We start from the raw sequence: 23,767 nt of genomic DNA, 5'->3' as shown, positions 1-23,767 counted from the left end.
GTTAGGTGCGCTCGGCGCGGGTCAGCCAGCGCTGGAGGGTGACGACGCCGAGCAGGATGGTGCCGCTGACGACGGCCTGCCAGTCGGAGTCGAGCGAGCCCACCTGGTTGATGACGTTCTTGATCACCTGCAGCAGCAGGACGCCGATCAGGGTGCCCAGGATCGTGCCGGCCCCGCCGGTGAGCAGCGTGCCGCCCAGCACCACGGCGGCGATGGCCTCGAGCTCCAGGCCGACGCCGAGGATGGTGACCCCCGAGGAGGTGTAGGAGGCGATCATGATCCCGCCGAAGCCGGCCAGCAGGGCCGAGGCGACGTACGTGACGACCTTGGTGCGCTGCACCGGCAGGCCCATCAGCTCGGCGGCGTCCTCCTGCCCGCCGATCGCCAGCACCGTCGCGCCGTACGACGTGCGGTGCAGGACCAGCGCGCCGATGGCGAAGAAGAGGACCACCAGCAGGACCGGATAGGGGATGCCGAGCAGCTCGCTCTGCGCCAGCTTGCGGAACGCCGAGCCGGCCGGGACCTTGTAGGTGGTCGCGCCCTCGTCGGTGAGCAGGAGCAGCAGACCGCGGGCGAAGAGCAGGCCCGCCAGCGTCACGATGAACGGCGGCAGCCCGCCTCGGGCGATGACCACGCCCTGCACCAGCCCGATCAGCCCACAGACGCCGAGCGGCAGCGCGAACGCCACGAGGGTGCCGTGCTGGGAGCCCCAGGCCGCCAGCACCCCGCCCAGGGCGAAGACGCTGCCGACCGACAGGTCGATGCCGCCGGTCATGATCACGAACGTCATCCCGAGGGCCAGCATCGCGAGGAACGACGCCTGCACCGCGATGCCGGTCAGGTTGCCGCGGCTCAGGAAGGTGTCGAAGCTGAAGCTCGCGACGACCATCACCAGGACGAAGATCGCCAGGGCGCCCTGGCGCTGGACCAGCGCCGCGAACCGCGCCCGGGAGGCCATGGCGGCCTCGGGCGAGTTGCCGGTGGCGGGGTCGACCTCGGTGCGGCTCATGTCTTCCTCGGCTTCCTGCTCGTGCCCCGCCGCCCCAGCTGGACGTAGACGGCCGCGATCACGATCACCGCCTGCACGATCTGCGCCGACGAGTCCGGGATGTTGTGGAAGATCAGCGTGGCCGTGATCAGCTGCATCAGCAGCGCGCCCGCGACCGTGCCGAGGATGCGCACCTGCCCGCCCGACAGCGGGGTGCCGCCGATGACGACCGCCGTGATCGCGGAGAGCTCCATGAGGAGTCCCAGCTTGGTCGGATCGCTGGCCTGCGAGCGCGCGGCCAGCAGGATGCCGGCCATGGCGGCGAGCAGGCCCGATACGACGTACGTGGTCACCAGCACGCGCTTGACCGGCAGCCCGGCCAGCTCGGCTGCGAGCTTGTTGCCGCCGATGGCGACCAGCTGGCGCCCGTAGGTGGAGCGCCGTACGACCAGACCGACGACGAGCGCAACGAGGGCCGCGATGGCCACGACGTAGGGGATCCCGAGGACGCTGCCCGTGCCGAGCTCGCGAAAGCCCTCGTCGCGGATGCTCTTGATCTGTCCGCCGAACAGGTTGGCCACGCCGCGCCCGGCCACCATGAGACCGAGCGTGGCCACGATCGGCTGGACGCCGACGTGGGCGACCAGGACCCCGGCGATCAGCCCCACGACGACGCCGGCAAGGAGCGAGATGCCGATGGAGATGCCGGTGCCGTAGCCGATGTAGAGCGGGATGAGGGCCGCGGCGAGGGCCATGACGGCACCGACGGAGAGGTCGATGCCCTCCGTGCCGATCACCAGCGCCATGCCGAGCGCCACGATCAGGACCGGGGCCACCTGCACCAGCTGGAGTCGCAGCGTGCCCTCCGTGGCGAAGTTGTCGGTGAAGAGCAGGTTGAAGACCAGCAGCAGCAGCAGCGCGACGAAGACGCCGTTGCGACGCACCCAGTCGCTGTCGATGCGGCGGCGCCGGCCGCTGTCCCCGGTGCGGCCCGAAGGCTCCGTCGTGCCCGCCCCGGTGGTGGCGGGGCTCGCGGTGTCGGTCACGATGCCTCTCCTTCGCTCGCAGTCGCTCGGTCCCCGGCGAGCGCCCGGAGCAGCTCGGAGCTGCTGAGGTCGCTACTGTCCAGCTCGGCCTGCGCCGAGCCGTCGTGCAGCACGACGATCCGGTCGGCGCCCTCCACCAGCTCCTCCATCTCGCTGGAGATCAGCACCACGGCCAGGCCCTGCTGGGCGAGCTCGTCGATGAGCGCCTGGACCTCGCTCTTGGCCCCCACGTCGATGCCGCGGGTGGGCTCGTCGAGCAGGAACACGGTCGGCTCGGTGCACAGCCACCGGGCGATCAGCACCTTCTGCTGGTTGCCCCCGGAGAGCTCGCGCACCTTCTGCTGCGGGCTCGACGCCTTGATCTTCAGGCGCCGCATGAACGTCTCGACGAGCCGGTCGATCTGCCCCTCGGAGACCACGCCGCCGCGCGAGACCCGGGGCAGGACGGCCAACGCGATGTTGTCGCGCACCGAGAGGTCCGGGACGATCCCCTCCGCCTTGCGGTCCTCCGAGAGCAGCGCGATCCCGGCCTTGAGCGCCCGACGTACGGAGTTGGGTCGCACCGCCGTGCCCGCGACCGTCACCTGCCCGCCGTCAGTGTGCAGGGCGCCGTAGACGGCCTTGACCGTCTCGCTGCGCCCGGAGCCGAGGAGCCCGGCGAGGCCGACGACCTCGCCCGGTCGCACGGACAGGTCGATGCCGTGCAGGCGATTGCGCACCTCGATCCCGGAGACGACGAGGGCCGGCTCCCCGGTGCGCCGGTGCGACGCGCCGAACTCGGTGGCGCCCTCGGAGGCCACCTCCTCGACGTCGCGCCCCAGCATCTGCGAGACGAGCTCGAGCCGGCTCAGGCCGGCCATCGACCCGGTGTGCACCCAGCGGCCGTCGCGCAGGATCGTGACCCGGTCGCACAGCTCCCAGAGCTCGTCGAGCCGGTGCGAGACGAAGACCAGCCCGACCCCGCGCTCGCGCAGCCGCCGCGCCACGGCGAAGAGCGTGGCGACCTCCTTGGCCTCCAGGGAGGAGGTGGGCTCGTCCATGATCACGACCCGGCTCTCCACCGACATGGCCCGGGCCAGCGCGACCATCTGCTGGGCGCCGAGACCGAGGCGGCCGAGCTCGGTGGTGACGTCGAGGTCGATGGTCAGCTCCCGCATCAGCTCGCGGGCCCGCTGGTTCATCGCGCGTACGTCGATCAGCCCCACCCGGTTGCGTGGCTCCCGGCCCAGGAAGATGTTGCGGGCCACGCTCAGCAACGGGACCAGGTTGACCTCCTGGTAGATCGTGGAGATGCCGACGTCCTGCGCGTCGGAGGGACGGCGGAAGTGCTGCATCTCCCCCGCGTAGCGGACCTCACCCGCGTCGGGGGTATAGACGCCCGTCAGGACCTTGATCAGCGTCGACTTGCCGGCGCCGTTCTCCCCCACGAGGGCGTGGATCTCACCAGGCGCGAGCTGGAAGTCCACCCCCTGCAGGGCATGCACGCCGCCGAAGGTCTTGGTGACGCCCACCGTCTCCAGGACCGGTGCGGTGCCGTCCTCTGACGCGGTCTGCTCGGAGATGCTCACGCCAGGCCTCAGAACGCCTTCCCGAGGTCCTGCTCGGCGTTGTCGGAGTTGTACTCGTCGTCCTCGATGATGACGTCCTCGGGGATCTCCTCGCCGGCGTAGAACTTCGTCATGGTCTCGAAGGCCAGGGGGCCGAAGCGCGGGTTGGACTCGATCACGGCGTTGATGTCGCCGTCGACGATGGCCTGCACGGCGTTGCGGGTCCCGTCGATCGAGACGATCTTGATGTCCTCGCCGGCGTCCTTGCCGGCCGCGGCGACGGCGGTGACCGCCCCGAGCGCCATCTCGTCGTTGTGGGCGTAGATCGCGGTGATGTCGGGGTTGGACTGCAGCAGCTGCTCGGTCACCGACTGACCCTCGTCGCGGGCGAAGTTCGCGGTCTGTTCCTCCGCGATGTCGAGGTCGGGGTACTCCTCCGCGACCCGGTCCTTGAAGCCGGCGTTGCGCTCGTCGGTGACGTTGTTGCCCGAGGAGCCCAGCAGGATCGCGACCGTGCCCTCGCCTCCGGTGGCGTCGGCCAGGGCGTCGGCCGCCCGCTGGCCCTGGTCGTAGAAGTCCGAGCCGAGGAACGCGACGTAGTCGGAGCAGGGCTCGTTGGTGACCTTGCGGTCGATGGTGAGGACGGGCACGCCCTTCTGCTTGGCCGCGTCGAGGGCCGGGTCCAGGCCGTCGGAGTTGACCGGGGCGACGATCAGCATCTGGACACCCTGGTTGAGCATGTCCTGGACGTCGGCGATCTGCTTGGGCAGCTCGGCGTTGGCGTTGGTGACGATCAGCTTCTTGACGCCGGCCTGCTCGGCGGCCTCGCGGATCGAGGCGGTCTCGGCCGCCCGGAACGCCGCCGTGTCCGGCTCGGACTGCGAGAAGCCCACCACGGCGTTCTTCAGGTCGAGCTTCTTGGCGCCGTACTGCTCGAGCGTGCACCCCGGCCCGGCGGACTCGCTCTCCTTCACGACCTGCTCGTCGTCGCCGGCGGGGCGGTCGCTCGCCTCCTCGTCGCCGGAGTTGGTGCAGCCTGCCAGAGCCAGGGCAGCGACCGCCGCGGCGGTCACCAGCCTCCAGCGGGTCACGGTGGTGCTGGTCATGAGGTGCTCCTTGCGAAGGATGTCGAGGGTGAGACAGCCGTCACACCGAGGTCGTCAAGAAAACAGGATCGAACAGATCTGCGCAATCACCCACAAGGGTCCTCTCCGGCGACCCTGCGCGAGCGGCCCGGAGCCCTCGTCGGGGCTCACCGGCGGCCGAGGGAGGCCACCTCCGCTGCCGTGAGGGCTCGGTCGAAGAGCCGGACGTCGTCGACGTCGCCGCGCAGATAGTCCACCTTGTGCCCGCCGAACTGCCCGCGCCCGATGACCGTGTGGCCGCTGGATCCCGCGGCGGTGCAGGCGCTGCGGGTGGCCACGAGCTGCCCGTCCAGGTAGAGCTGGATCGTGCCGGCGGTCGCGTCGCGCACGCCGGTGAGGTGGTACCAGCGGCCCACCTCGGGCCGGGCCGGGGACAGCGCCCGCAGCCCGACGAAGCTGAACGCCCACCGCTGGTCCTGCCCGGAGTACTGGAGGAAGAACGCGCTGCTGGACTCGGAGTCCTGGCTGACGACCGTCTGGAACGCACCGGTGGCCTCGTCGAGTCGGGCGTAGGCGGCCACGCTGTAGCTGCCGGCCGTGTCGAGCAGCGCGGCGCCGGTGTCGGCCTCGCCGTCGCCCTCGAAGGAGGCGGCGCTGCCGGTCACCCCGGGCGTCCAGGTGACCCCCGTCAGCGTCGCGTCGGCGTCGCCGACGCTGTCGGCCGCGGTGGACCCGCTCCCCTCGTCGAAGGGGTAGGCATGGACCCCCTGGGTGCCGGGGGTCCCCGAGTCCGGGGGCGGTCCGCCGTCGCCGGTGTCGTTTGCCCCGGCGATGATCGACTCGTTGACCGCGCGCACCCGGGCGTAGTCCATCTTTCGCACCCGTCGGTCGTAGGTCAGGAAGCCGTTGACCTCGTGCTCCACGTCGGTCAGCTGGGTGTAGACCGAGCCGCTGATGCCGCAGGCACGGGCGGTCGCGAGCACGTCGCGCTGGTTCTCGACGTAGCGCCGGGTGAGGGTGGCTGAGTCCGGGGTCATCTCGTAGGCGTGACCGTCCTCGAACCACATGTGGTCTCGCACCTCGAGTCCGAAGCCTCCGTGCTCACCGTCGATCGCGACCCGCCGGGCGTCCGGGACGGGTTGCCCGGGGCCGACGTACTGGTGCCAGTCGAGGACGTCGCCCTGGCCGGAGTCGCCGAGGGAGTCGCAGCAGTTGACGCCGCTGTGGGCGTTGACCAGCCGGGTGGGGTCCTGGGCCTTGACGCTGCGCGCGATCCGGCCCGTGGCCTCGCGGTCCCACTCGCCCCAGCCCTCGTTGAAGGGCACCCAGCCGATGATCGAGGTCCAGCTGGACTTCTCGTCGACCATCTCGTGGAGCTCGCGCTCGAACTGCGCCTGCGCCCGGGGCGGGATCTGATGGCTGCCCGTGCGCATGGCCGGCATGTCCTGCCAGACCAGGAGGCCCAGCCGGTCGGCGTGGTAGTACCACCGGTCGGGCTCGGTCTTGATGTGCTTGCGCACCGTGTTGAACCCGAGGCGCTTGTGCTCCACCAGGTCGAAGCGCAGCGCCTGGTCGGTCGGAGCGGTGTAGATGCCGTCGGGCCAGTAGCCCTGGTCGAGGGTGGAGAGCAGGAACAGCGGCTTGCCGTTCAGCGTGATCCGGCGCCTCCCGTCGGCGCCCCGGGCCGTGGAGATCTCGCGCATCCCGAAGTAGGAGCCGACCCGGTCGAGCGTGCGCCGGCCGTCCTTGAGGCGCACCGTGAGGCGGTAGAGGTGCGGGTCGTCGGGGCTCCACAGCCGAGCGCGCGGGACCGGGAGTCGGAGCCGCCGGCTCGCCGGTCCACGCGTGCGACTGACGACCTTGTCGCCGTTGAGCACCGTCGCCTCGACCTGGAGTCCCCGGGGGGAGCCGGACGCGTCGGCATGCAGGCGCAGGGAGCTGGTGTCGAGGTCCGGGACCATGTCGAGGTGCGCGATGCGGCGCCCCGCGACCGGCTCCATCCACACCGTCTGCCAGATGCCGGAGGCACCTTCGTAGAAGATCCCGCGGTCCGGGACGCGCCGCTGCTTGCCGACCGGCTGCCAGGTCGCGTCGGTGCGGTCCTCGACGCCGACGATGATCTCCTGCTGTCCGCGCGGCCGCAGGGCGCGGGTGACGTCCGCACTGAAGGCACCGTATCCGCCTTGGTGGGTGGCCACCCGGACCCCGTTGACGAAGACCCGGGCCCGGTAGTCCACGGCGCCGAAGTGCAGCTGGAGACGGCGGCCCGGCTCGCCGACACGCCAGCTCTTGGGCACCCGCACCAGGCGGCGGTACCACATGTAGTCCTCGTGGCGCTGCACTCCCGAGAGCGCCGACTCGATGGGGTAGGGAACCAGCACCTGCTCGCGCAGCCGTTCGCCCAGCGGTGGCCGCTCGCCGGCCACCGCGCCCGAGAACTGCCAGAGGCCGTTGAGGTTGCGCCACTCGGAGCGGCGCATCTGAGGGCGCGGGTACTCCGGCAGCGCGTTGCGCGGTGAGACTCGCGATGTCCAGGGGGTGGCGAGCCGAGGGGTGCCCGGCGACCACCGGTCCTCCTGCTCGACGGCCGAGGGAGGCTCCCCGGCCTGCGCGACGACGGCGGGGCCGAGTGCGAGTGCGGCCACGAGGACGAGGGCGCCGCGGCGCCGCCCGAGGCGGCCTGGGAGCGAGGAACGCAATGACATGGGGCGCCTCCCGAGAGTGAACGGCGTCGACGGACTCCCGCCGCAGGCTCGGCCGGCTCTCGCTGTCGTCGAGCACCCGTCGCCGTTGCCTGTGAGCCATCTCACAGGTCAGAATGAGAGATGTCAACATGCTCACCCAAATTCGCACACGTCCTCACAGGCGCCCGCCACGCTCTACGATGAGCGCCGTCCGCCGCCGGCGTCCGCCGGTCCCCAGCCCCAGGAGTCGCACATGCTCGCAGCCGAGCGGCAGGCCCGGATCCAGCGAGAGGTCGAGCACCGTGGCGCCGTGCGGGTCAGCGAGCTGGCGCGGCTGCTGAACGTCTCGGACATGACCATCCGGCGCGACCTCGACACCTTGGCCGCCCAAGGGGGCCTGGCCAAGGTGCACGGCGGCGCCACGGTCACCGGAGGCGGCAGGCCGAGCACCGACGAACCCGGTTTCGAGACCAAGGCCGCCCAGCAGACCGCCGAGAAGGAGGCCATCGCCGCCGCGGCCGCCGCCCTGGTACGGCCCGGCTCCGCGATCGGCCTCAGCGCGGGGACGACCACGTGGACACTGGCCCACCACCTGCGCGACGTGCCGGGGCTGACGGTGGTCACCAACTCCATGCGCATCGCCGACGTCCTCCACGGCGCCGGGGCGGCCGCACCCAACGTCGTCCTGACCGGCGGCGTCCGCACCCCCTCGGATGCGCTGGTGGGGCCGGTGGCGGTCTCGTCGCTGCGCCTGCTCCACCTCGACCTGGTCTTCCTCGGGGTGCACGGCATGAACGCCCGGGCCGGGTTCACCACCCCCAACCTGCATGAGGCGGACACCGACCAGGCCCTGGTCGCCGCCGGCCAGCGCGTGGTCGTGCTCGCCGACCACACCAAGTGGGGCATCGTCGGCATCAGCACGATCGTGCCGCTCGACCAGGCCGATGTGGTGGTCAGCGACGAGGGTCTCTCCGAGGAGGCCCGCACCATGATCGGCGAGTCGGGCGCCGACCTGGTGATCGCTCCCTACCGCCCGGCCGGCGACGGCTACGTGCGCACCGGTTGAGCGCCCAGCTCCCAGTCAGAGCATGCTGCCCGAGGGCCAGGTGAGCACGACCCGGGCACCGCCCCCAGGGGCGTCGGTGATCACCACGGTGCCGCCGTGGGCACGGACCAGCCCGTTGACGAGGTACAGGCCGAGGCCCGAGCCTCCGCTGACTCCCCCGCGCCAGAACTTGGTGAACACCCGGCGCCGGAGCTCCACCGGGATGCCGTCCCCCTCGTCGTCCACGGTGAGCTCCACCCCCGGCGCCTCCGCGGAGTCCGGAAGGGGGCGCAGGCGCACGCATACGCGGCCCTCCCCGTGGCGCACGGCGTTCTCGATCAGGTTCGTCACCACCTGGGTGAACTTGTCCGGGTCCACGTTGACCTGCGGCAGGTCGCCCCCGATGTCCACATCGATCTCACGCGACGTGCCGGCGCCGACCGAGTCCGCGATCCGCCGCACCAGCACGGCCGCGTCGGAGGGCCGCGGGTGCAGCTGTAGGCGGCCGGTGTCGATGCGCGCGACGTCGAGGAGCTCGGCGATCAGCCGGCTGAGCCGGTCGGAGTCGGCATGGACCGTGGTGAGCATCAGCTTCTTCTGCTCGTCGTTGAGCCGGTCCCAGCGGTGGAGCAGCGCTTGGACGAACCCCTTCACTCCCGTCAGCGGCGAGCGGAGCTCGTGCGCGACGGTCGCGACCAGGTCGGAGCGCTCGCGGTCCAGGCGCGCGCGCCCGCGCCCCGAGCGGATCGTCACCGCCACCTGTGCGACCGGCTCTCGTAGCGACGGCCGGTCGATGCGCGCGGCCACGAGCACCTCGGTCCCGTCGGGCAGCAGCCAGGATTGCTCGGGGACCGCGGTGCGGGTGACCAGGCCGCCGTACGGCGTGTTGGCGGCGTGCCAGCTCCTGCCGCCGTGGTCCTGCAGGGCCAGGACGTCGGCCAGTGGGCGGCCCACCAGCTCCTCGGCCGAGCCCCCCAGCATCCGGGCGGCAAGCCGGCTGACGAGGACGACCGCGCCGCTGCCGTCAGCGAGCACCACACCGTCCGGGAGCGCGTCGGCCAGTGCCTGCGCGCTCGGGGTGCCCTCGGTCATGCGTGCACCCTACGAGGGTGCGGAGCGTCGCTGCGCGGTCGCGGACGCGTAGAGGCACAGCGCGGCCGCGGTGGAGAGGTTGAGGCTCTCGGCGCGGCCGTGGATCGGGATCGCGACCCGGTGGTCGGCGAGGGCGGCGAGCTCGGCCGGCAGACCCCACGCCTCGTTGCCGAACAGCCAGGCGGTCGGGCGCGAGAGCAGGTCTGCGGCGTCGGACAGGTCGACCTCGCCGGCGCCGTCCGCGGCGAGTACCACGAGGCCGGCGGCCTGCGCGGCCCGGACTGCCTGCTCGGCGTCGTCGACGACGGCCACCGGCAGATGGAAGACGCTGCCCACGCTGGCGCGCACGGTCTTGGGGTTGTAGACGTCGACCGAGCTGCCGGCGAGCACGACCGCGCCTGCCCCCGCCGCGTCGGCCGAGCGGATCACGGTGCCGGCGTTGCCGGGGTCGCGCACGTCCGCGCAGATCGCGACGAGTGCCGGCGCCGGGTCCAGCAGGTGGGTCAGCGGCCGGTCCAGGAACCGGCACACGCCGACGACGCCGGCCGGCGTCACGCTGTCGCTGAGCGCCGCCATCGCCCGGTCGTCGACGAGCGTCCAGGCGGGTGCGGCCTCCGCCAGGGCGGCGTAGCGCTCGGTGGCGGCCGGGGTGGCGAAGACCTCGACGACGCAGCCGGGGACCTCGAGAGCCGCCTCCACCGCCTTGGGCCCGTCGGCAAGGAACAGCCGCCGCTCGGATCGCTCCGAGCGGCGGCTGAGCCGACGCGTGTCCTTGACCCGGGTGTTGCCCGCGGCCAGGGGTGGGTGACCAGACCGGCGCGTGGCGCCGTCATCCGCCATCGAGTTAGGCAGTCGCCTCGACCTTGGGCGCGTTGACGTCCTCGGGCAGGGCGGCGCGGGCGGCCTCGAGGATCGCGGTGAACGCGGCCGGGTCGTTGACGGCCAGGTCGGCGAGGATCTTGCGGTCCACCTCGATGCCGGCGAGGTGCAGTCCCTGGATGAAGCGGTTGTAGGTCATGCCCTGCGCACGCGCGGCGGCGTTGATGCGCTGGATCCACAGCTTGCGGAAGTTGCCCTTGTTCTTGCGGCGGTCGTTGTAGCTGTAGACGAGGGAGTGGGTGACCTGCTCCTTGGCCTTGCGGTACAGGCGCGAGCGCTGGCCGCGGTAGCCGGCGGCGCGCTCGAGGGTGGTGCGGCGCTTCTTCTGGGCGTTCACTGCCCGCTTGACGCGTGCCATGGTGTTACTCCTTGGTGCTGAAGTTGCTAGATCGAGAGTCCTCGACCAACGAACGGGTGGACGAGGGTCAGATGCCGAGCATCTTCTTGGCGCGCTTGGTGTCGGCCTTGGCGACCTCGACCGTGCCGGTCAGGCGGCGCGTGACCTTGGAGGCCTTCTTCTCCAAGTTGTGGCGCTTGCCCGCCTTCTCGCGAAGGATCTTGCCCGAGCCGGTCACGCGGAAGCGCTTGCCGGCACCGGAGTGGCTCTTGTTCTTCGGCATCTCTGTCTCTCTCTTTCGGTCGTGGTCGCGCGCGGGGCGCGACCCGATCGGCTGCTGGCCGGCGTGGCGCCGGCCCGGGTCTCAGGCCTCGATCTCGGGATCGAGGTTCTCGGAGCGGCCGCGCTCCTTCTTCTGCGCGACCGGTCCCGCCGCGTGAGCGGCGTCGCGCTCGGCCTTCTCGGCGTCCACGACGGCGGCACGCTCGGCCATCTTGGTCTCCTTGTCGGCCTGCAGGTCGACCTTCGCGTCGGCCTTCTTCTTGTGCGGGCCGAGGACCATGATCATGTTGCGGCCGTCCTGCTTGGGCGAGGACTCCACGAAGCCCAGCTCCGAGACGTCCTCGGCGAGCCGCTGCAGCAGCCGGAAGCCCAGCTCGGGGCGGTGCTGCTCGCGACCGCGGAACATGATCGTGATCTTGACCTTGTCGCCGGCGCGCAGGAACCGCACCACGTGACCCTTCTTGGTCTCGTAGTCGTGCGCGTCGATCTTGGGACGAAGCTTCATCTCCTTGATGATCACGTTCGTCTGGTTCCGGCGCGCCTCACGGGCCTTCTGGGCGTTCTCGTACTTGAACTTCCCGTAGTCCATGAGCTTGCACACGGGCGGCTTGCCCTGAGGGGCGATCTCGACGAGGTCGAGGTCGGCCTCCTGGGCCAGCTTGAGGGCCTGGTCGGTCGGCACGATGCCGACCGTCTCGCCGTTGGGTCCGACGAGTCGGACCTCGGGAACCCGGATCCGCTCGTTGATACGAAGCTCGGTGCTGATGTGTCCTCCAGTGTGTTCGGGGCCCGGAAGCCGCCCGAAATGAAGAACGGCTCCCGCTTGTCTCAAGCGGAAGCCAGTCGCACCGCGTCCACCCGTCCGGGCTTCTGCGACTCCGCCGGCTTCGGGATCACGCGGGCGACGTGCGCTCGCGCAAGGCCGGAGCCTGCGGGACCGGACCCGACGACCTGGCGGTCGATGCGGGTGGGAGACGATGAAGCTGACTCCGCTTGTGTGATCGGTCCGGTCTCCCGGACTGATCGGTCAACACCGCATGCTATCGGACTATTCCGCCGGGTGCCCAATCGCCCTCACGAGGGCCGCAGCCACGCGGAGCGCCCGCCGACCGTCGTGAGCGTCCAGCCGGAGGCGACGCCGAGCAGGTCGTCGCCCTCGAGGACGAACGTCGCCGGGCCGGCGACGTCGACCACGAGCGCCGCCGCCTCCTCCTGCAGGGCGGACTGGGCGGCGGTGCGGGCCGTGACCGGCACCGGGCGAGCCCCCGGGTCCCAGGCGGCGAGGCTGTCGATGCCCGTGAAGGCCAGCATCGCGAGCCGGCCGTCGGCGCCCTCGAGGAGCACGGCGGCCATGTCACTGGTCTTGTCGCGCGCCAGGCCGTCCTCGCCGACCTCGACCTCGCCCAGCACCGCGACCACCGGCACCAGCAGCCGCGACCGGGCGATCGCGGCCAGCGCCGCCGCGTCGTCGTACGCCGCCAGCGCGGCACGCAGCTCCGGGTCGGCCTCCCCGGCGTCGTCGGGGAACCCGGGGCCGAGAAGGCGTCGATCGCTCATCGGGCCATTGTGGCGGGCGGGCGACTGTGCCCCCGGACACGCCCCATCGAGCCCGGTCCATGACCTGGTCGCGGTGCACGGGCATCTCGCAAGGCGATCCCGGCCGCCGGGGCCCCATGCCGGTCCGAGGCCGGTGCACCCGGCCCTGCTGGGGCCACGTGGAGCTTTGTGCCACGCTGGGGACGTGGACGACGTGACCTGGGCAGCCCTCGCACTGGTGCTGACGGCGCTCGGCGCCGTCTGGACCTGGTTCGCCTACCGGCGCCGCGGCCTGCCGGCGGCCCTGAAGGCCGCCGGGCTGACCCTGCTGCCCCTGGCGGCGTACCTGACCAAGACCCTGAAGATGCTCACCCGGATCGGCGACGCGGTGGCCGACTGGGCCACCTCGCTGGTCTTCAGCCCGCTCGTCTGGGCAGGGGTGGTCGTGGCCGGGCTCGCAGTGGTCCTCTTCGGCGCCGGCCGCGCACTGGAGCGGCGCTCCGGTGGCCGCCAGGCCCCTCGTCGAGACGCCCGGCGTGAGGTCCCCCCGAGCCCTGGAGCGGGGGCCCGCGCGAAGCCCGCCATCGACGACGACCTGGCCGAGATCGAGGCGCTGCTGCGCAAGCGCGGCATCGAGTGATGGCCGCCGTCTCGGTCTCCTCCTCCTTCGTGGACCGCAACCGGCTGTGGGCACGGCTCAACGAGGCCGTGGCGGCCCACCCCGAGCCGTTGGGCTCCCCGCTCGCGGTGGTCGACCTGGACGCCTTCGACGCCAACGCCGACGACCTGCTGCGCCGGGCCTCCGGCAAGCCCATCCGAGTCGCGTCGAAGTCGATCCGAGTGCCCGCCCTGCTCCGCCGGGCGCTCGCCAGGGACGGCTTCCAGGGCATCCTCGCCTACACGCTCTCGGAGGCCCTCTGGCTCGAGGAGGAGGGACTGAGCGACGACATCGTCGTCGCCTACCCCACGGTCGATCGTGCCGCGCTCACCCGGTTGGTCCAGTCGCCCCGGGCGGCCGGCCGGATCACCCTCATGGTCGACGACGCGGCCCACCTCGACCTCGTCGACTCGGTGCGGGCCTCGCACGCCGTGCCGGTGCGGGTCTCGATCGAGATCGACGCGGGACTGCGCCTCGGGCGCCAGCACGTCGGGCCCAAGCGGTCTCCGCTCTATGACGCGGGCTCGGTCACGCGGCTGGCCCGGGCCATCCTCGACCGCCCCGGCTTCCGCCTCGTCGGCGCGATGACCTACGAGGGCCAGGTCGCCGGCGTGCCCGACGACGTGCCGACCGCGAAGGCCCGCTCGCTCGTCGTACGCCGCCTGAAGAGCATGTCGGTGAGCCAGCTGGAGGTCCGCCGGCGCGAGATCGCGGACGCGCTCGGCGAGCTCGTCGAGCTCGAGTTCTGGAACGCCGGCGGCTCGGGCTCGGTCGAGGACACCGTCGCGGACCCGGTGGTGACCGAGGTCGCGGCGGGCTCCGGGCTCCTGGTCCCCGCCCTCTTCGACCACTACCAGTCCTTTGAGCCTCGCCCGGCGGCCTTCTACGCCCTGCCGGTGGTGCGGCGTCCCTCCCCGGAGGTCGCGACGGTGCACGGCGGCGGCTTCGTGGCCTCCGGACCGGCCGGCCAGGACCGCCTCCCGATCCCGTGGGCCCCCGCTGGCCTGCACCTGACCGGGCTCGAGGGCGCCGGCGAGGTGCAGACCCCGCTCACCGGCCATCCCGCCGCGCTGCTGAAGATCGGCGACCTGGTGTGGTTCCGCCACGCCAAGTCCGGCGAGCTCTTCGAGCACACCAACCAGGTCCACCTGCTCTCGGGCAGCCGGATCCACGAGACCGTGCGGTCCTACCGTGGCCATGGGCTCGCCTTCTGACCCAGCGCGCCACCTGCTGGACCTGGCGCGGTCGCGGCCCCCGACGCTGGGCGACGGGAGGCTCGTGTGCATCGATGGGCCGGCCGGCTCCGGCAAGACGACGCTCGCCGCCTCCCTGGCGGCCCTCGCGGGGGCGCCCGTGGTGCATATGGACGACCTCTACGACGGCTGGGACGGGCTCCCGCGGGTCACCGACCAGCTGGACGGTCTGCTGCTGCCGCTGACCGAGGGTGCCGCTGGCAGCTACCGGCGCTACGACTGGGTCCTGCAGGAGTACGTCGAGGCCGTCACCGTCGCCCCCGCCCCGCTGCTGGTCCTGGAAGGGGTCGGCGCCGGCTCGTTGGCCCACGCGGCGCGCTGCACGGTGCTCGCCTGGGTGGAGGCTCCCGACGCTCTGCGGCTGCAGCGCGGCCTGACCCGCGATGGTCCGCAGGTCGAGCAGCACTGGCGGCGTTGGATGCGCGCCGAGGCCGAGCACTTCGCCGACCAGCGCACCCGAGACCGCGCGGACGTGATCGTCGACGGCACCGCAGCCGCCCCGCCGCGCTCCCCGGGCCGGGTCACCTGATCAGCGACAAGAAAGATGCGCGCGCGTCGCAACCAAACTCGACCCCGGAGCGTCACTTAAGGTGTGAACGTGACCCCGCGGGTGGTGCTCCGCCTGGTGGCGGCCGGGGTCGCCCTCGCCGCCGTGATGACGGCTGTGCTCTCGGGGGCGCAGGAGCCGGAGGGACCGGCCGGCTCGAGCGCTGCCGGGACAGCCGGGCCCAGCGTCGCTCCCCTGCCCGTGGTGAGCGGCCCCACGCGTGAGGCCGCTCCGTCGAGCCCCAACATCGTCATGGTGATGGCCGACGACATGCGCGCCGACGACCTGCTGTTCATGCCTGCGCTGCGCAAGCTGGTCGGCGCCCACGGCCTGACCTTCCAGAACTCCTTCTCGCCGTACCCGCTGTGCTGCCCGGCGCGGGCGTCCTTCCTCACTGGCCAGTACGCCCACAACCACCACGTCTGGTGGCACGAGGAGCCTTACGGCTACGGCGCCTTCGACGACTCACGCACGCTGGCGACGTCGCTGACGGAGGCGGGCTACGCGACCGGCTTCATCGGCAAGTACCTCAACCGCTACGGACCGGCACGCTCGCTGGTGAGTGGCGGGCCGTCCTACCGCTACGTCCCGAGCGGCTGGACGGACTGGCGAGGCTCGATCGACCACGTCGAGGGGGTCGGCATCCACGGCGGGACCTACCACTACCTGGACACGCCGTTCAACGTGAACGGCAAGGTCGACAACGGCTATCGCGGTCGCTACAACACCCACGTGATCGGCGACTTCTCGGTCGACATGGCCCGCCGGTTCGGCCAGGGCAGCAAGCCCTTCTTCATGTACGTCAACTACGTGGCTCCGCACTTCGGGGGTCCCTTCGAGTCCGACGACCCGCCGGCGCAGATGACCGACGCCTCGGGGAACACGCACGACCTGCGCACGCCGGCCGTGCCGCCCTCGGTCCGCGGGCGCTTCGACCGGCTGATCACGCGCGGCGCCGGAATGCCCAGGAACGGCGGCCCCAGCGAGGCGGACATCTCCGACAAGCCCGAGGCCTACCGCCGCAACGCGGAGCCGAGCGCCGCCGAGAGGCGCGCGATGACCGAGCTGACCCGCCAGCGCGCGGAGTCGATCTACGTCATGGACCGCCAGGTGCGCCGGCTGGTGCGCGAGCTCAAGCGGAGCGGCGAGTGGCGCAACACGGTCTTCATGTTCACCTCTGACAACGGCTACTACCTCGGCGAGCACCGCAAGCGCAGCGGCAAGGCCCGCGCCCACGAGCCGTCGCTGCGGGTGCCGTTCCTGGTCACCGGCCCGGGCATGCGGACCAAGGCGAAGCGCTACGACCCGATCACCACGATCGACGTCTCCGCCTCCATCCTCGACCTGGCGAGCGCCGAGCCCCCGCGCCTGCCCGACGGCACCAGCCGGGTCCCGACCATGCTCGAGGGGGACCAGGGCTGGACGACGCCGGTCCTCGACGAGGCCACCTTCACCGGCGGGTCGTACCGCAAGACCCCTGGCTTCCGCGGACCCCGCACCTCGATCGGCATCCGCACTGCCCGCTACTCCTACATCCGCAGCCGGACCCGCGAGACCGAGCTCTACGACCTGGCCCGGGACCCGCTCCAGATGCGCAACGTCCATGGGCAACGGGCCTACCGCGAGGCCGAGCGGGCGCTGAGCCGGGTCTGGTGGCAGACCCGCCACTGCGACGGTCAGGAATGCCTGACCCCGCTGCCGCCCGAGCTCCGCGCGGGCGCTGGCCGCGAGCGCGCCCTTGGCCGCAGGTACTGGCGCCGCGTCCTGGCCTTCTACGGGTTCCGAGCCCCCTAGGGTGAGCGCATGGTGGCGCCGAGCGGGGAGCAGTTCGAGATCGAGGGCGGCGGCTACCGAGCGGTCGTGACCGAGAGCGGGGCCGCGCTGCGCACCCTGTCCCACGGCACCCGCGACCTCGTCGACGGCTTCGCCGAGGACGAGATGTCCCCCGGTGGGCGCGGGCAGCTCCTGATGCCGTGGCCGAACCGGATCCGCGACGGCCGCTACGCCTTCGGCGGCTCCGAGCACCAGCTCCCGCTCACGGAGCCGCAACGGCACAACGCCTCGCACGGCCTGGCCCGGTGGGTCGCGTGGACGCTGGAGGAGCACACGACCCACTCGGTGTCCCTGCAGTACCGGCTGATGGCACAGAAGGGCTACCCCTGGACCCTGGACCTGCGCGTCGTCTACGACCTGTCGGCCGACGGGCTCACGGTCACCCAGACCGCGACCAACACGTCGCGGGATCCGGCGCCGTACGCGTGCGGTGCCCATCCCTACCTCGCCGTAGGCCCCGGGCCCGCCGACAGCTGGGAGCTGACCCTGCCCGCGGCCACGCGCAGCCTGACCGACGACCGGCTGCTGCCGGTGGGGCGCGAGCCGGTCGACGGCACGCCGTACGACTTCCGGGTCGCTCGCCCGGTCGGCGGCACCGTCCTCAACGCCACGTTCACCGACCTCACCCGCAACGACGACGGCGTGGCGACCACGGTGCTGCGAGACCCGGCGACCGGTCACGCCGTCGCGCTGTGGGTCGACGAGCGGGTGCGATGGCTGCTGCTCTACACCGCCGACGACGTGCCCGCGACGGCGCGCCGATCGGTGGCGGTGGAGCCCATGACCGCCGACACCGACGCGTTCCGCTCCGGCGAGGACCTGGTCACGCTGGCGCCTGCCGGAGAGGCAGGCGACGAGCTATCGGTCTCGTGGGGCATCCGGGCGGTCGACTAGCCAGCGCAGCTCGCGCACGGCGGTCCGCGCGCGCTGGCCGTCGGAGCCCTGGATGCCCATGACCGACACGGTGGTGCCGTCGGTCAGGTCCAGGGTCACCCACGGAGCGCCCGGCGGCAGGTGCACCCCGACGATCTGCTCCCAGGCGAAGCGGCGCGAGCGGTAGCCGTTGACCACCGTCAGCCCGTCCCGGTCGGCGACGGCGCGGCAGCGGATCAGGGCGTGGATGCCCACGCCGATGAGGACGCCCAGCCCGACGACCGTCCCGCGCTGGAACGGCGTGACGGACTCGCGGGTGGCGTCGTCGAAGCCGATCCAGAGCAGGACCATCATCAAGACGAGGACCGCGCCGGCGACCAGCCCGGCGATGCGGGGGCCCATGGGTCGCCAGGTGCGCGGCACGCTCACCTGGACGGGCTCAGAGCCGGCAGGCATGGATGTCCGTCGTGAGGATGCCGCGGGCACCGATGCTCCACAGCTCGTCCATGAGGCGCTGGGCGCCGGCGCGCGGGACCATGGCCCGCACAGCGACCCAGCCCTCGCGATGCAACGGCGAGATCGTCGGCCCCTCGATTCCGGGGGTGATCGCGACCGCTGCGGTCACGTGCTGCTCCTCGATGTCGTAGTCCATCATCACGTAGCTCCGCGCGACCAGCACCCCGTCGATGCGGCGCTTGAAGACCTCGAAGCCGTCGGGGACGTCGCCGTTGCGCGTGACCAGCACCGCCTCGGACTCCAAGATGGCCTCGCCGAAGGTCTCGAGCCCGGCGTGCTTGAGCGTGCTGCCGGTCTCCACCACGTCCGCGATCACGTCGGCGACCCCGAGCTGGATGCTGCTCTCGACGGCCCCGTCGAGGCGGGTGACGCCGGCCTTGATGCCGCGCTCGGCCAGGAACGCCTCGACGACACCGACATACGACGTCGCGATGCGAGTGCCCTCGAGCTGGCCGAGGTCGGAGTAGCGACCGGCCGGCCCTGCGAAGCGGAACGTGCTGCGCCCGAAGCCGAGCGTCAGCGACTCGACCGCGTGCGCGCCGGAGTCGAGCAGCAGGTCGCGGCCGGTGATGCCGACGTCGAGGGTGCCCTCGCCGACGTACAGCGCGATGTCGCGCGGGCGCAGGTAGAAGAACTCGACGCCGTTCTCGACGTCGATGAGCGACAGCTCCTTGGAGTCCGAGCGCTGGCGGTAGCCGGACTCGCGCAGGATGTCGGACGCGGACTGGGACAGCGACCCCTTGTTGGGGACCGCCACTCGCAACAGAGACATGGAGACCTTCAGAGGTGGGCGTAGACGTCGTCGAGCTCGATGCCGCTGGCGAGCATCAGGACCTGGGCGTGGTACAGCAGCTGGCTGATCTCCTCGGCCGTGCGCTCCTTGCCCTCGTGCTCGGCGGCCATCCAGGACTCGGCGGCCTCCTCGACCAGCTTCTTGCCGATGGCATGGACGCCGGCGTCGAGCTGCTGCACGGTGCCGGATCCTGCCGGTCGGGTCCGGGCCTTGTCACTCAGCTCGGCCCAGAGCTCGTCGAACGTCTTCACGGGCCTCAGCCTACGGTCAGCGGACTTCGCCCCCGTCCCCGGGCGCCGCGGCGAGACGTCGCGCGGGCCAGGGGCCGGTGTGGCGGAGCTCAGCTCTCGTAGCCGCGCCGGACGCGCCTGAGCGTCTGCGCGGTCACCAGCGCGGCGGCGGTGGCCTCGTAGCCCTTGTCCTCGGCCGACCCCTCGAGGCCGGCGCGGTCGAGGGCCTGCTCCTCGGTGTCGCAGGTGAGGACGCCGAAGCCGACCGCGGTCTGGTGGTCGAGCGCCACCCGGCCCAGGCCGTCGGTCGCAGCGTTGCACACGTAGTCGAAGTGGGGGGTCCCACCGCGGATGACGACGCCGAGCGCCACGACCGCGTCGTACCCGTGCGCGGCGAGCGCCCCGGCGACCACCGGCAGCTCGAAGGTGCCGGGCACCCGCACGACGACCGGCGCCTCCACCTGGTGTGCCGTCAGAGCCCGCTCGGCGCCCGCGATCAGCCCGTCCATGACCTGGGTGTGCCAGCTCGCCGCGACGACCGCGACCCGCAGGTCGTGGCAGTCGACGGGCTCGTGGCTGGGGGCTCCGTGGCCGCTCATCGCATCGCTCCTTGCTCGAGGTCGGGAAGATGGTGGCCCATCCGGTCGCGCTTGGTCAGCAGGTAGGCGAGGTTGTGGTCGTTGGGGTGCGGGGTCAGGGGCACGCGCTCGGCGACCTCGATCCCGAAGTCCTCGAGGTTGTCGACCTTGTCGGGGTTGTTCGTCATCAGCCGCACCCGCTCGATGCCGAGGTCGCGCAGCACCTGGGTCGCGGTGCCGTAGTGGCGCGCGTCCGCGGGCAGCCCGAGGTCGAGGTTGGCGTCGACGGTGTCGCGCCCGCCGTCCTGGAGCTGGTAGGCCTGCAGCTTGGCCACCAGGCCGATCCCCCGGCCCTCGTGGCCGCGCAGGTAGACCACCACGCCGCGACCCTCCTGCACGATCCGCTCCAGCGCCTCGTCGAGCTGCGGGCCGCAGTCGCACCGGTTGCTGCCGAACACGTCGCCGGTCAGGCACTCGGAGTGCACGCGGGTGAGGACGGGCTCCGGGCCGGTCAGGTCCCCGTGCACGAGCGCGATGTGCTCGCTGCCGTCGACGGTGATCCGGTACCCGTACGCCGTGAAGTCGCCGTGGCGCGTCGGCAGCCGGGTCTCCGCGACCCGCTCGACGAGGGTCTCGTGGCGACGCCGGTAGCGCACCAGGTCGTCGATCGAGATCATCGCCAGGTCGTGCTCGTCGGCGAACGCACGCAGCTCGGGTGCCCGCTTCATGGTGCCGTCGTCGTTGACGACCTCGACCAGCACGCCGGCGGGCGTGAGGCCGGCCAGGGTCGCCAGGTCCACCGCCGCCTCGGTGTGGCCGCGGCGCACCAGCACCCCGCCCTCGCGGTAGCGCAGCGGGAACACGTGGCCCGGCCGGGTGATCTCCCACGGCTCGGTGGCCGAGTCGGCCAGGACCCGCACGGTGTGGGCCCGGTCGGCGGCGGAGATCCCGGTGCTCACGCCGTCGCGGGCGTCGACCGAGATCGTGTACGCCGTGCGCAGCTTGTCCTTGTTGTGCGGGGTCATCAGCGGGATCTCGAGCCGGTCGAGCATCCGGGCGGGCATCGGCACGCAGATGACGCCGCTTGAGTAGCGGATGGTGAACGCCATCAGCTCTGGCGTCGCCTTGCTGGCCGCGAAGATGATGTCGCCCTCGTTCTCCCGGGTCTCGTCGTCGACGACGATCACCGCCTTGCCCGCGGCGATGTCGGCGATCGCGCGCTCGATGCTGTCGAGGCGGACGAACGCATGCTGTTGCTCGGTCATGACTGCTCCTTGCTGGGGTGCTGCTGGTAGGCGCCGAGCAGCTTCTCGACGTGCTTGGCGATGATGTCGACCTCGAGGTTGACCCGGTCGCCGGGTCGGCGGGAGCCGAGCGTGGTGCGGGCGAGGGTCTCGGGGATGAGGCTGACGGTGAACGTGGTGTCGAGAGCCTCCACGACGGTGAGGCTGACCCCGTCGACGGTGATGGACCCCTTGTCGACGAGGTACCTGCCGAGCTCGGCGGGCATCTCGATCTCGACGACCTCCCAGTGCTCGCTGGGGGTACGGCGCACGACGCGACCGACACCGTCGACGTGGCCCTGGACGATGTGGCCGCCGAGTCGCTTCTCCGCGGTGACCGCGCGCTCGAGGTTGACCCGGTCACCTGGACGGGCCCCCTGGAGGCTGGTCTTGTCGAGCGTCTCCTGCATGACGTCGGCGGTCCACTCCACGCCGTCGTGGGAGACCACGGTGAGGCAGCAGCCGTTGACGGCGATCGAGTCGCCGAGCTGCGCGTCGCTCAGGACGGTCTCCGCCTTGACCGTCAGGCGGATCGCGTCGCCCTGGTCCTCGACGGCGGTGACGGTGCCGAGCTCCTCGACGATTCCGGTGAACATCAACTCTCCCTCTCCTGGGGGGTCATGGTGAGGCGGACGTCGGGCTGCTCGCCGTCGAGGCCGGTCAGGACCGTCACGTCGGTGACCACGGGCCGCAACGCGTCGGCGATCGTGGTGATCCCGAGTTCGCCCACGGCGCTGCGGCCGGCCCCGAGCAGCATCGGCGCCACGTAGGCGACGATCTCGTCGACCAGTCCGGCCCGCAGGAAGGCCGCCGCCAGCGTGGGGCCCCCCTCGAGGAACACGTGCTGGCGATCGCGCGCCCGGAGCTCGGCGAGCGCGCTCCGCGGGTCGCGGGTGCGCAGGTGCAGGCTGCCGCCGGGCTGCGTCTCGTCGAAGATCCGGCGGTCGTGCTCCAGGTCGCGCTCGCCCATCACCACGCGCAGCGGCTGGGCCGGCACCGGCCGGTCGTGCTCGTCGCGGACCGTGAGCCGCGGGTCGTCCACGGCCACGGTGTTGGTGCCGACCAGCATCACGTCGCACAGGGCGCGCAGGCGATGGGTGTCGCGGCGGGCCGCGAGCCCCGACACCCAGCGAGAGGTGCCGTCAGCCGCCGCGCTGCGGCCGTCCAGCGTGGTCGCGAACTTCCAGGTCACGAACGGGCGCCCGCGCTCGGTGGCGAAGGTCCACACCCGGTTGAGGGCGCGGCTCTCCTGCGCCAGCAGCCCGCTCTCGACCTCGACCCCCGCCGCCCGCAGCGTGTCCGCTCCCCCGGCGGCGACCGGGTTGGGGTCGGGCTGCGCGTACACCACCCGCCGTACGCCGGCGTCGACGAGGGCCCGGGCGCAGGGCCCGGTGCGGCCGGTGTGGTTGCACGGCTCCAGCGTCACCACGGCGGTGGCCCCGCGGGCGGCGGCACCTGCGCGGGCGAGAGCGTCGGCCTCGGCGTGCGGCGTACCGGCACCGCGGTGGAAGCCCTCGGCGACCGTGCGGCCGTCGTCGGCGAGCAGCACGCAGCCGACCCGCGGGTTGGGGCCGAGCGGGACACCTGGCGTCGCGGCCAGCTCGAGGGCGCGCAGCATCGCGGTCCGCTCGGCTGCGGTCACGCTCATGTGGCTGGCCCCTCGTGTCCGGTCACGGACTCCGGGGCCGACGGCCACGCTGGCGCCTCGCGGGCACCGACGTCGCCTGCGTGCGCTTCCCATCCGGACTTTCACCGTCGGTCCAGGAATCTCACCTGATCAACCGGCCACAGGCTGTGACCGGGTCGCGGACTTTCACCGCCGGCTCGGAATTACACCGACCCCAGAGCACGCGAGTTGAGAACTCGTCGAGAACAGCCTGCCACATGCCCGGTGCGCCCCCACACAGGTGCCCACATCCCGGCCCTCACGGAGCGGCGGCCTCGGCGGCGGCACGCAGCGCGGCGACCATGCGGTCGGGGTCCTCGGCGGAGTAGACGGCTGAGCCGGCGACGAAGGTGTCGGCGCCGGCCTCGGCGCAGCGCTCGATGGTCTCCAGGGAGACTCCCCCGTCGACCTGCAGCCAGGTCTCGATGCCATGGCGGTCGAGCATCGCGCGGGCGGCGCGGATCTTGGGCAGGCACAGGTCGAGGAACTTCTGGCCCCCGAAGCCCGGCTCCACCGTCATGATCAGCAGCATGTCGAGCTCGGGGAGCAGGTCCTCGTACGGCGCGATCGGCGTCGCCGGTCGCAGGGCCATGCTGGCGCGTGCGCCCGCGGCGCGGATCTCCCGGGCCAGGCGCACCGGTGCCGTCGCGGCCTCGACGTGGAAGGTGACAGAGCCGGCCCCGGCCTCGACGTAGGTCACCGCGTGGCGATCCGCGTCCTCGATCATCAGGTGCGCGTCGACCGGTACGTCGCTCACGCGCGCGATGGCCTCGACCATCGTCGGGCCGAAGGTCAGGTTCGGAACGAAGTGGTTGTCCATCACGTCCACGTGCACCCAGTCCGCCCCGGGGATGCGCGCGACCTCCTCGCCGAGCCGGGCGAAGTCCGCGTTGAGGATGCTCGGAGTGATCTGGATGCCCACGGCCCGATCCTAGGGCGCGGCCCGCGGCGGCTCGGCCCTGGCCCGGCGGTCGACAAGCCCGCATCGGCCCGGCAGGCTGGGGCACCGGACGCCA

Annotated in this window: 25 protein-coding genes and 1 riboswitch; of the genes, 6 read left to right on the top strand and 19 right to left on the bottom strand. The window is 72.1% G+C overall.

The features are described 5' to 3' along the window. Position 1: 1 nt before the first annotated feature. From LRP67_RS13225 to LRP67_RS13205, 5 genes are all read right to left on the bottom strand, one after another. Positions 2-1,009 carry an ABC transporter permease gene (locus LRP67_RS13225; RefSeq protein WP_231270626.1) on the bottom strand — a complete coding sequence of 336 codons (1,008 nt, stop codon included), beginning with the start codon at positions 1,007-1,009 and terminating at the stop codon, positions 2-4. Then, a complete protein-coding gene (locus tag LRP67_RS13220; protein ID WP_231270625.1) occupies positions 1,006-2,034 on the bottom strand; it encodes an ABC transporter permease in 1,029 nt (342 codons plus the stop codon). Before LRP67_RS13220 ends, LRP67_RS13225 begins: the two co-directional genes overlap by 4 nt. Then, positions 2,031-3,602, bottom strand: a complete 1,572-nt coding sequence (locus tag LRP67_RS13215; protein ID WP_231270624.1) for a sugar ABC transporter ATP-binding protein — start codon at positions 3,600-3,602, stop codon at positions 2,031-2,033. The genes LRP67_RS13220 and LRP67_RS13215 overlap by 4 nt, the downstream gene beginning before the upstream one ends. An 8-nt stretch (positions 3,603-3,610) precedes the next feature. Further along, on the bottom strand, positions 3,611-4,687 hold the full coding sequence (locus tag LRP67_RS13210) for an ABC transporter substrate-binding protein (RefSeq protein ID WP_231270623.1): 1,077 nt from the start codon (positions 4,685-4,687) through the stop codon (positions 3,611-3,613). 146 nt (positions 4,688-4,833) lie between these two features. After that, entirely contained in the window at positions 4,834-7,371 is a 2,538-nt protein-coding gene (locus LRP67_RS13205; RefSeq protein ID WP_231270622.1) for a LamG-like jellyroll fold domain-containing protein, read from the bottom strand. 232 nt (positions 7,372-7,603) lie between these two features. On the opposite strand from LRP67_RS13205, the gene LRP67_RS13200 reads away from it, so the two are divergent. Further along, positions 7,604-8,416, top strand: a complete 813-nt coding sequence (locus LRP67_RS13200) for a DeoR/GlpR family DNA-binding transcription regulator (RefSeq protein WP_231270621.1) — start codon at positions 7,604-7,606, stop codon at positions 8,414-8,416. A 15-nt stretch (positions 8,417-8,431) separates the two neighbouring features. Here LRP67_RS13200 and LRP67_RS13195 read toward each other — a convergent pair whose 3' ends face one another. The 6 genes from LRP67_RS13195 to LRP67_RS13170 all read right to left on the bottom strand — a co-directional run bounded on the left by LRP67_RS13195 (position 8,432) and on the right by LRP67_RS13170 (position 12,542). Next, on the bottom strand, positions 8,432-9,487 hold the full coding sequence (locus tag LRP67_RS13195) for an ATP-binding protein (RefSeq protein WP_231270620.1): 1,056 nt from the start codon (positions 9,485-9,487) through the stop codon (positions 8,432-8,434). Between the two features lie 9 nt (positions 9,488-9,496). Beyond that, on the bottom strand, positions 9,497-10,327 hold the full coding sequence (locus LRP67_RS13190; protein WP_231270619.1) for an RNA methyltransferase: 831 nt from the start codon (positions 10,325-10,327) through the stop codon (positions 9,497-9,499). Positions 10,328-10,331: 4 nt separating this feature from the next. Then, positions 10,332-10,724: a 50S ribosomal protein L20 gene (gene rplT, locus LRP67_RS13185; RefSeq protein WP_091025905.1), complete on the bottom strand. Its 393-nt coding sequence runs from the start codon at positions 10,722-10,724 to the stop codon at positions 10,332-10,334. 67 nt (positions 10,725-10,791) lie between these two features. Continuing rightward, a complete protein-coding gene (rpmI, locus tag LRP67_RS13180; RefSeq protein WP_193609946.1) occupies positions 10,792-10,986 on the bottom strand; it encodes a 50S ribosomal protein L35 in 195 nt (64 codons plus the stop codon). An 81-nt stretch (positions 10,987-11,067) separates the two neighbouring features. After that, positions 11,068-11,817, bottom strand: coding sequence for a translation initiation factor IF-3 (gene infC / locus LRP67_RS13175; protein WP_269211524.1), 750 nt, complete (start codon positions 11,815-11,817; stop codon positions 11,068-11,070). Positions 11,818-12,059: 242 nt separating this feature from the next. Then, entirely contained in the window at positions 12,060-12,542 is a 483-nt protein-coding gene (locus LRP67_RS13170; protein WP_231270618.1) for an SseB family protein, read from the bottom strand. Between the two features lie 184 nt (positions 12,543-12,726). Between LRP67_RS13170 and LRP67_RS13165 the strand changes: the two genes are divergently transcribed. From LRP67_RS13165 to LRP67_RS13145, 5 genes are all read left to right on the top strand, one after another. Next, positions 12,727-13,161: a hypothetical protein gene (locus tag LRP67_RS13165; RefSeq protein ID WP_231270617.1), complete on the top strand. Its 435-nt coding sequence runs from the start codon at positions 12,727-12,729 to the stop codon at positions 13,159-13,161. Further along, positions 13,161-14,393, top strand: coding sequence for an amino acid deaminase/aldolase (locus LRP67_RS13160; protein ID WP_231270616.1), 1,233 nt, complete (start codon positions 13,161-13,163; stop codon positions 14,391-14,393). Before LRP67_RS13165 ends, LRP67_RS13160 begins: the two co-directional genes overlap by 1 nt. After that, entirely contained in the window at positions 14,377-14,961 is a 585-nt protein-coding gene (locus tag LRP67_RS13155; RefSeq protein ID WP_231270615.1) for an AAA family ATPase, read from the top strand. Before LRP67_RS13160 ends, LRP67_RS13155 begins: the two co-directional genes overlap by 17 nt. A gap of 69 nt (positions 14,962-15,030) precedes the next feature. After that, the gene (locus LRP67_RS13150) at positions 15,031-16,773 is read left to right on the top strand and encodes a sulfatase (RefSeq protein WP_231270614.1); all 1,743 of its coding nucleotides are present in this window, start codon (positions 15,031-15,033) and stop codon (positions 16,771-16,773) included. A gap of 9 nt (positions 16,774-16,782) precedes the next feature. After that, positions 16,783-17,706: an aldose 1-epimerase family protein gene (locus tag LRP67_RS13145; protein WP_231270613.1), complete on the top strand. Its 924-nt coding sequence runs from the start codon at positions 16,783-16,785 to the stop codon at positions 17,704-17,706. On the opposite strand, the gene LRP67_RS13140 is transcribed toward LRP67_RS13145, so the two are convergent. The 8 genes from LRP67_RS13140 to rpe all read right to left on the bottom strand — a co-directional run bounded on the left by LRP67_RS13140 (position 17,671) and on the right by rpe (position 23,673). Further along, positions 17,671-18,141 carry a PH domain-containing protein gene (locus LRP67_RS13140; protein WP_231270612.1) on the bottom strand — a complete coding sequence of 157 codons (471 nt, stop codon included), beginning with the start codon at positions 18,139-18,141 and terminating at the stop codon, positions 17,671-17,673. The two genes, LRP67_RS13145 and LRP67_RS13140, sit on opposite strands and share 36 nt — an antisense overlap. Next, on the bottom strand, positions 18,125-18,973 hold the full coding sequence (hisG, locus tag LRP67_RS13135) for an ATP phosphoribosyltransferase (RefSeq protein ID WP_231270611.1): 849 nt from the start codon (positions 18,971-18,973) through the stop codon (positions 18,125-18,127). The genes LRP67_RS13140 and hisG overlap by 17 nt, the downstream gene beginning before the upstream one ends. A gap of 8 nt (positions 18,974-18,981) precedes the next feature. After that, positions 18,982-19,245 (bottom strand): phosphoribosyl-ATP diphosphatase, encoded by a 264-nt coding sequence (locus LRP67_RS13130; RefSeq protein WP_231243822.1) that lies wholly within the window; start codon positions 19,243-19,245, stop codon positions 18,982-18,984. 89 nt (positions 19,246-19,334) lie between these two features. Then, positions 19,335-19,823, bottom strand: a complete 489-nt coding sequence (gene ribH / locus LRP67_RS13125) for a 6,7-dimethyl-8-ribityllumazine synthase (RefSeq protein ID WP_231270610.1) — start codon at positions 19,821-19,823, stop codon at positions 19,335-19,337. Continuing rightward, on the bottom strand, positions 19,820-21,067 hold the full coding sequence (locus tag LRP67_RS13120; protein WP_231270609.1) for a bifunctional 3,4-dihydroxy-2-butanone-4-phosphate synthase/GTP cyclohydrolase II: 1,248 nt from the start codon (positions 21,065-21,067) through the stop codon (positions 19,820-19,822). Before LRP67_RS13120 ends, ribH begins: the two co-directional genes overlap by 4 nt. Continuing rightward, a complete protein-coding gene (locus LRP67_RS13115) occupies positions 21,064-21,681 on the bottom strand; it encodes a riboflavin synthase (RefSeq protein ID WP_231270608.1) in 618 nt (205 codons plus the stop codon). The genes LRP67_RS13120 and LRP67_RS13115 overlap by 4 nt, the downstream gene beginning before the upstream one ends. Continuing rightward, positions 21,681-22,733, bottom strand: a complete 1,053-nt coding sequence (ribD, locus tag LRP67_RS13110; protein ID WP_231270607.1) for a bifunctional diaminohydroxyphosphoribosylaminopyrimidine deaminase/5-amino-6-(5-phosphoribosylamino)uracil reductase RibD — start codon at positions 22,731-22,733, stop codon at positions 21,681-21,683. Before ribD ends, LRP67_RS13115 begins: the two co-directional genes overlap by 1 nt. A gap of 76 nt (positions 22,734-22,809) precedes the next feature. Beyond that, positions 22,810-22,939, bottom strand: a riboswitch (FMN riboswitch). Between the two features lie 71 nt (positions 22,940-23,010). Continuing rightward, a complete protein-coding gene (gene rpe, locus LRP67_RS13105) occupies positions 23,011-23,673 on the bottom strand; it encodes a ribulose-phosphate 3-epimerase (RefSeq protein WP_231270606.1) in 663 nt (220 codons plus the stop codon). Positions 23,674-23,767: the final 94 nt, after the last annotated feature.

Source organism: Nocardioides sp. cx-169 (assembly GCF_021083605.1).
Taxonomy (GTDB): Bacteria; Actinomycetota; Actinomycetes; order Propionibacteriales; family Nocardioidaceae; genus Nocardioides.
This window is presented reverse-complemented; position numbering and strand designations above follow the sequence as displayed.

What these genes read in the sequence shown, in the direction of transcription:
- LRP67_RS13225 (WP_231270626.1), bottom strand. Translation starts at nt 1,009, where the DNA reads ATGAGCCGCACCGAGGTCGACCCCGCCACCGGCAACTCGCCCGAGGCC.
- LRP67_RS13210 (WP_231270623.1), bottom strand. Translation starts at nt 4,687, where the DNA reads ATGACCAGCACCACCGTGACCCGCTGGAGGCTGGTGACCGCCGCGGCG.
- LRP67_RS13205 (WP_231270622.1), bottom strand. Translation starts at nt 7,371, where the DNA reads ATGTCATTGCGTTCCTCGCTCCCAGGCCGCCTCGGGCGGCGCCGCGGC.
- LRP67_RS13200 (WP_231270621.1), top strand. Translation starts at nt 7,604, where the DNA reads ATGCTCGCAGCCGAGCGGCAGGCCCGGATCCAGCGAGAGGTCGAGCAC.
- LRP67_RS13195 (WP_231270620.1), bottom strand. Translation starts at nt 9,487, where the DNA reads ATGACCGAGGGCACCCCGAGCGCGCAGGCACTGGCCGACGCGCTCCCG.
- LRP67_RS13190 (WP_231270619.1), bottom strand. Translation starts at nt 10,327, where the DNA reads ATGGCGGATGACGGCGCCACGCGCCGGTCTGGTCACCCACCCCTGGCC.
- rplT (WP_091025905.1), bottom strand. Translation starts at nt 10,724, where the DNA reads ATGGCACGCGTCAAGCGGGCAGTGAACGCCCAGAAGAAGCGCCGCACC.
- rpmI (WP_193609946.1), bottom strand. Translation starts at nt 10,986, where the DNA reads ATGCCGAAGAACAAGAGCCACTCCGGTGCCGGCAAGCGCTTCCGCGTG.
- LRP67_RS13170 (WP_231270618.1), bottom strand. Translation starts at nt 12,542, where the DNA reads ATGAGCGATCGACGCCTTCTCGGCCCCGGGTTCCCCGACGACGCCGGG.
- LRP67_RS13160 (WP_231270616.1), top strand. Translation starts at nt 13,161, where the DNA reads ATGGCCGCCGTCTCGGTCTCCTCCTCCTTCGTGGACCGCAACCGGCTG.
- LRP67_RS13155 (WP_231270615.1), top strand. Translation starts at nt 14,377, where the DNA reads ATGGGCTCGCCTTCTGACCCAGCGCGCCACCTGCTGGACCTGGCGCGG.
- LRP67_RS13145 (WP_231270613.1), top strand. Translation starts at nt 16,783, where the DNA reads ATGGTGGCGCCGAGCGGGGAGCAGTTCGAGATCGAGGGCGGCGGCTAC.
- LRP67_RS13140 (WP_231270612.1), bottom strand. Translation starts at nt 18,141, where the DNA reads ATGCCTGCCGGCTCTGAGCCCGTCCAGGTGAGCGTGCCGCGCACCTGG.
- hisG (WP_231270611.1), bottom strand. Translation starts at nt 18,973, where the DNA reads ATGTCTCTGTTGCGAGTGGCGGTCCCCAACAAGGGGTCGCTGTCCCAG.
- ribH (WP_231270610.1), bottom strand. Translation starts at nt 19,823, where the DNA reads ATGAGCGGCCACGGAGCCCCCAGCCACGAGCCCGTCGACTGCCACGAC.
- LRP67_RS13120 (WP_231270609.1), bottom strand. Translation starts at nt 21,067, where the DNA reads ATGACCGAGCAACAGCATGCGTTCGTCCGCCTCGACAGCATCGAGCGC.
- LRP67_RS13115 (WP_231270608.1), bottom strand. Translation starts at nt 21,681, where the DNA reads ATGTTCACCGGAATCGTCGAGGAGCTCGGCACCGTCACCGCCGTCGAG.
- ribD (WP_231270607.1), bottom strand. Translation starts at nt 22,733, where the DNA reads ATGAGCGTGACCGCAGCCGAGCGGACCGCGATGCTGCGCGCCCTCGAG.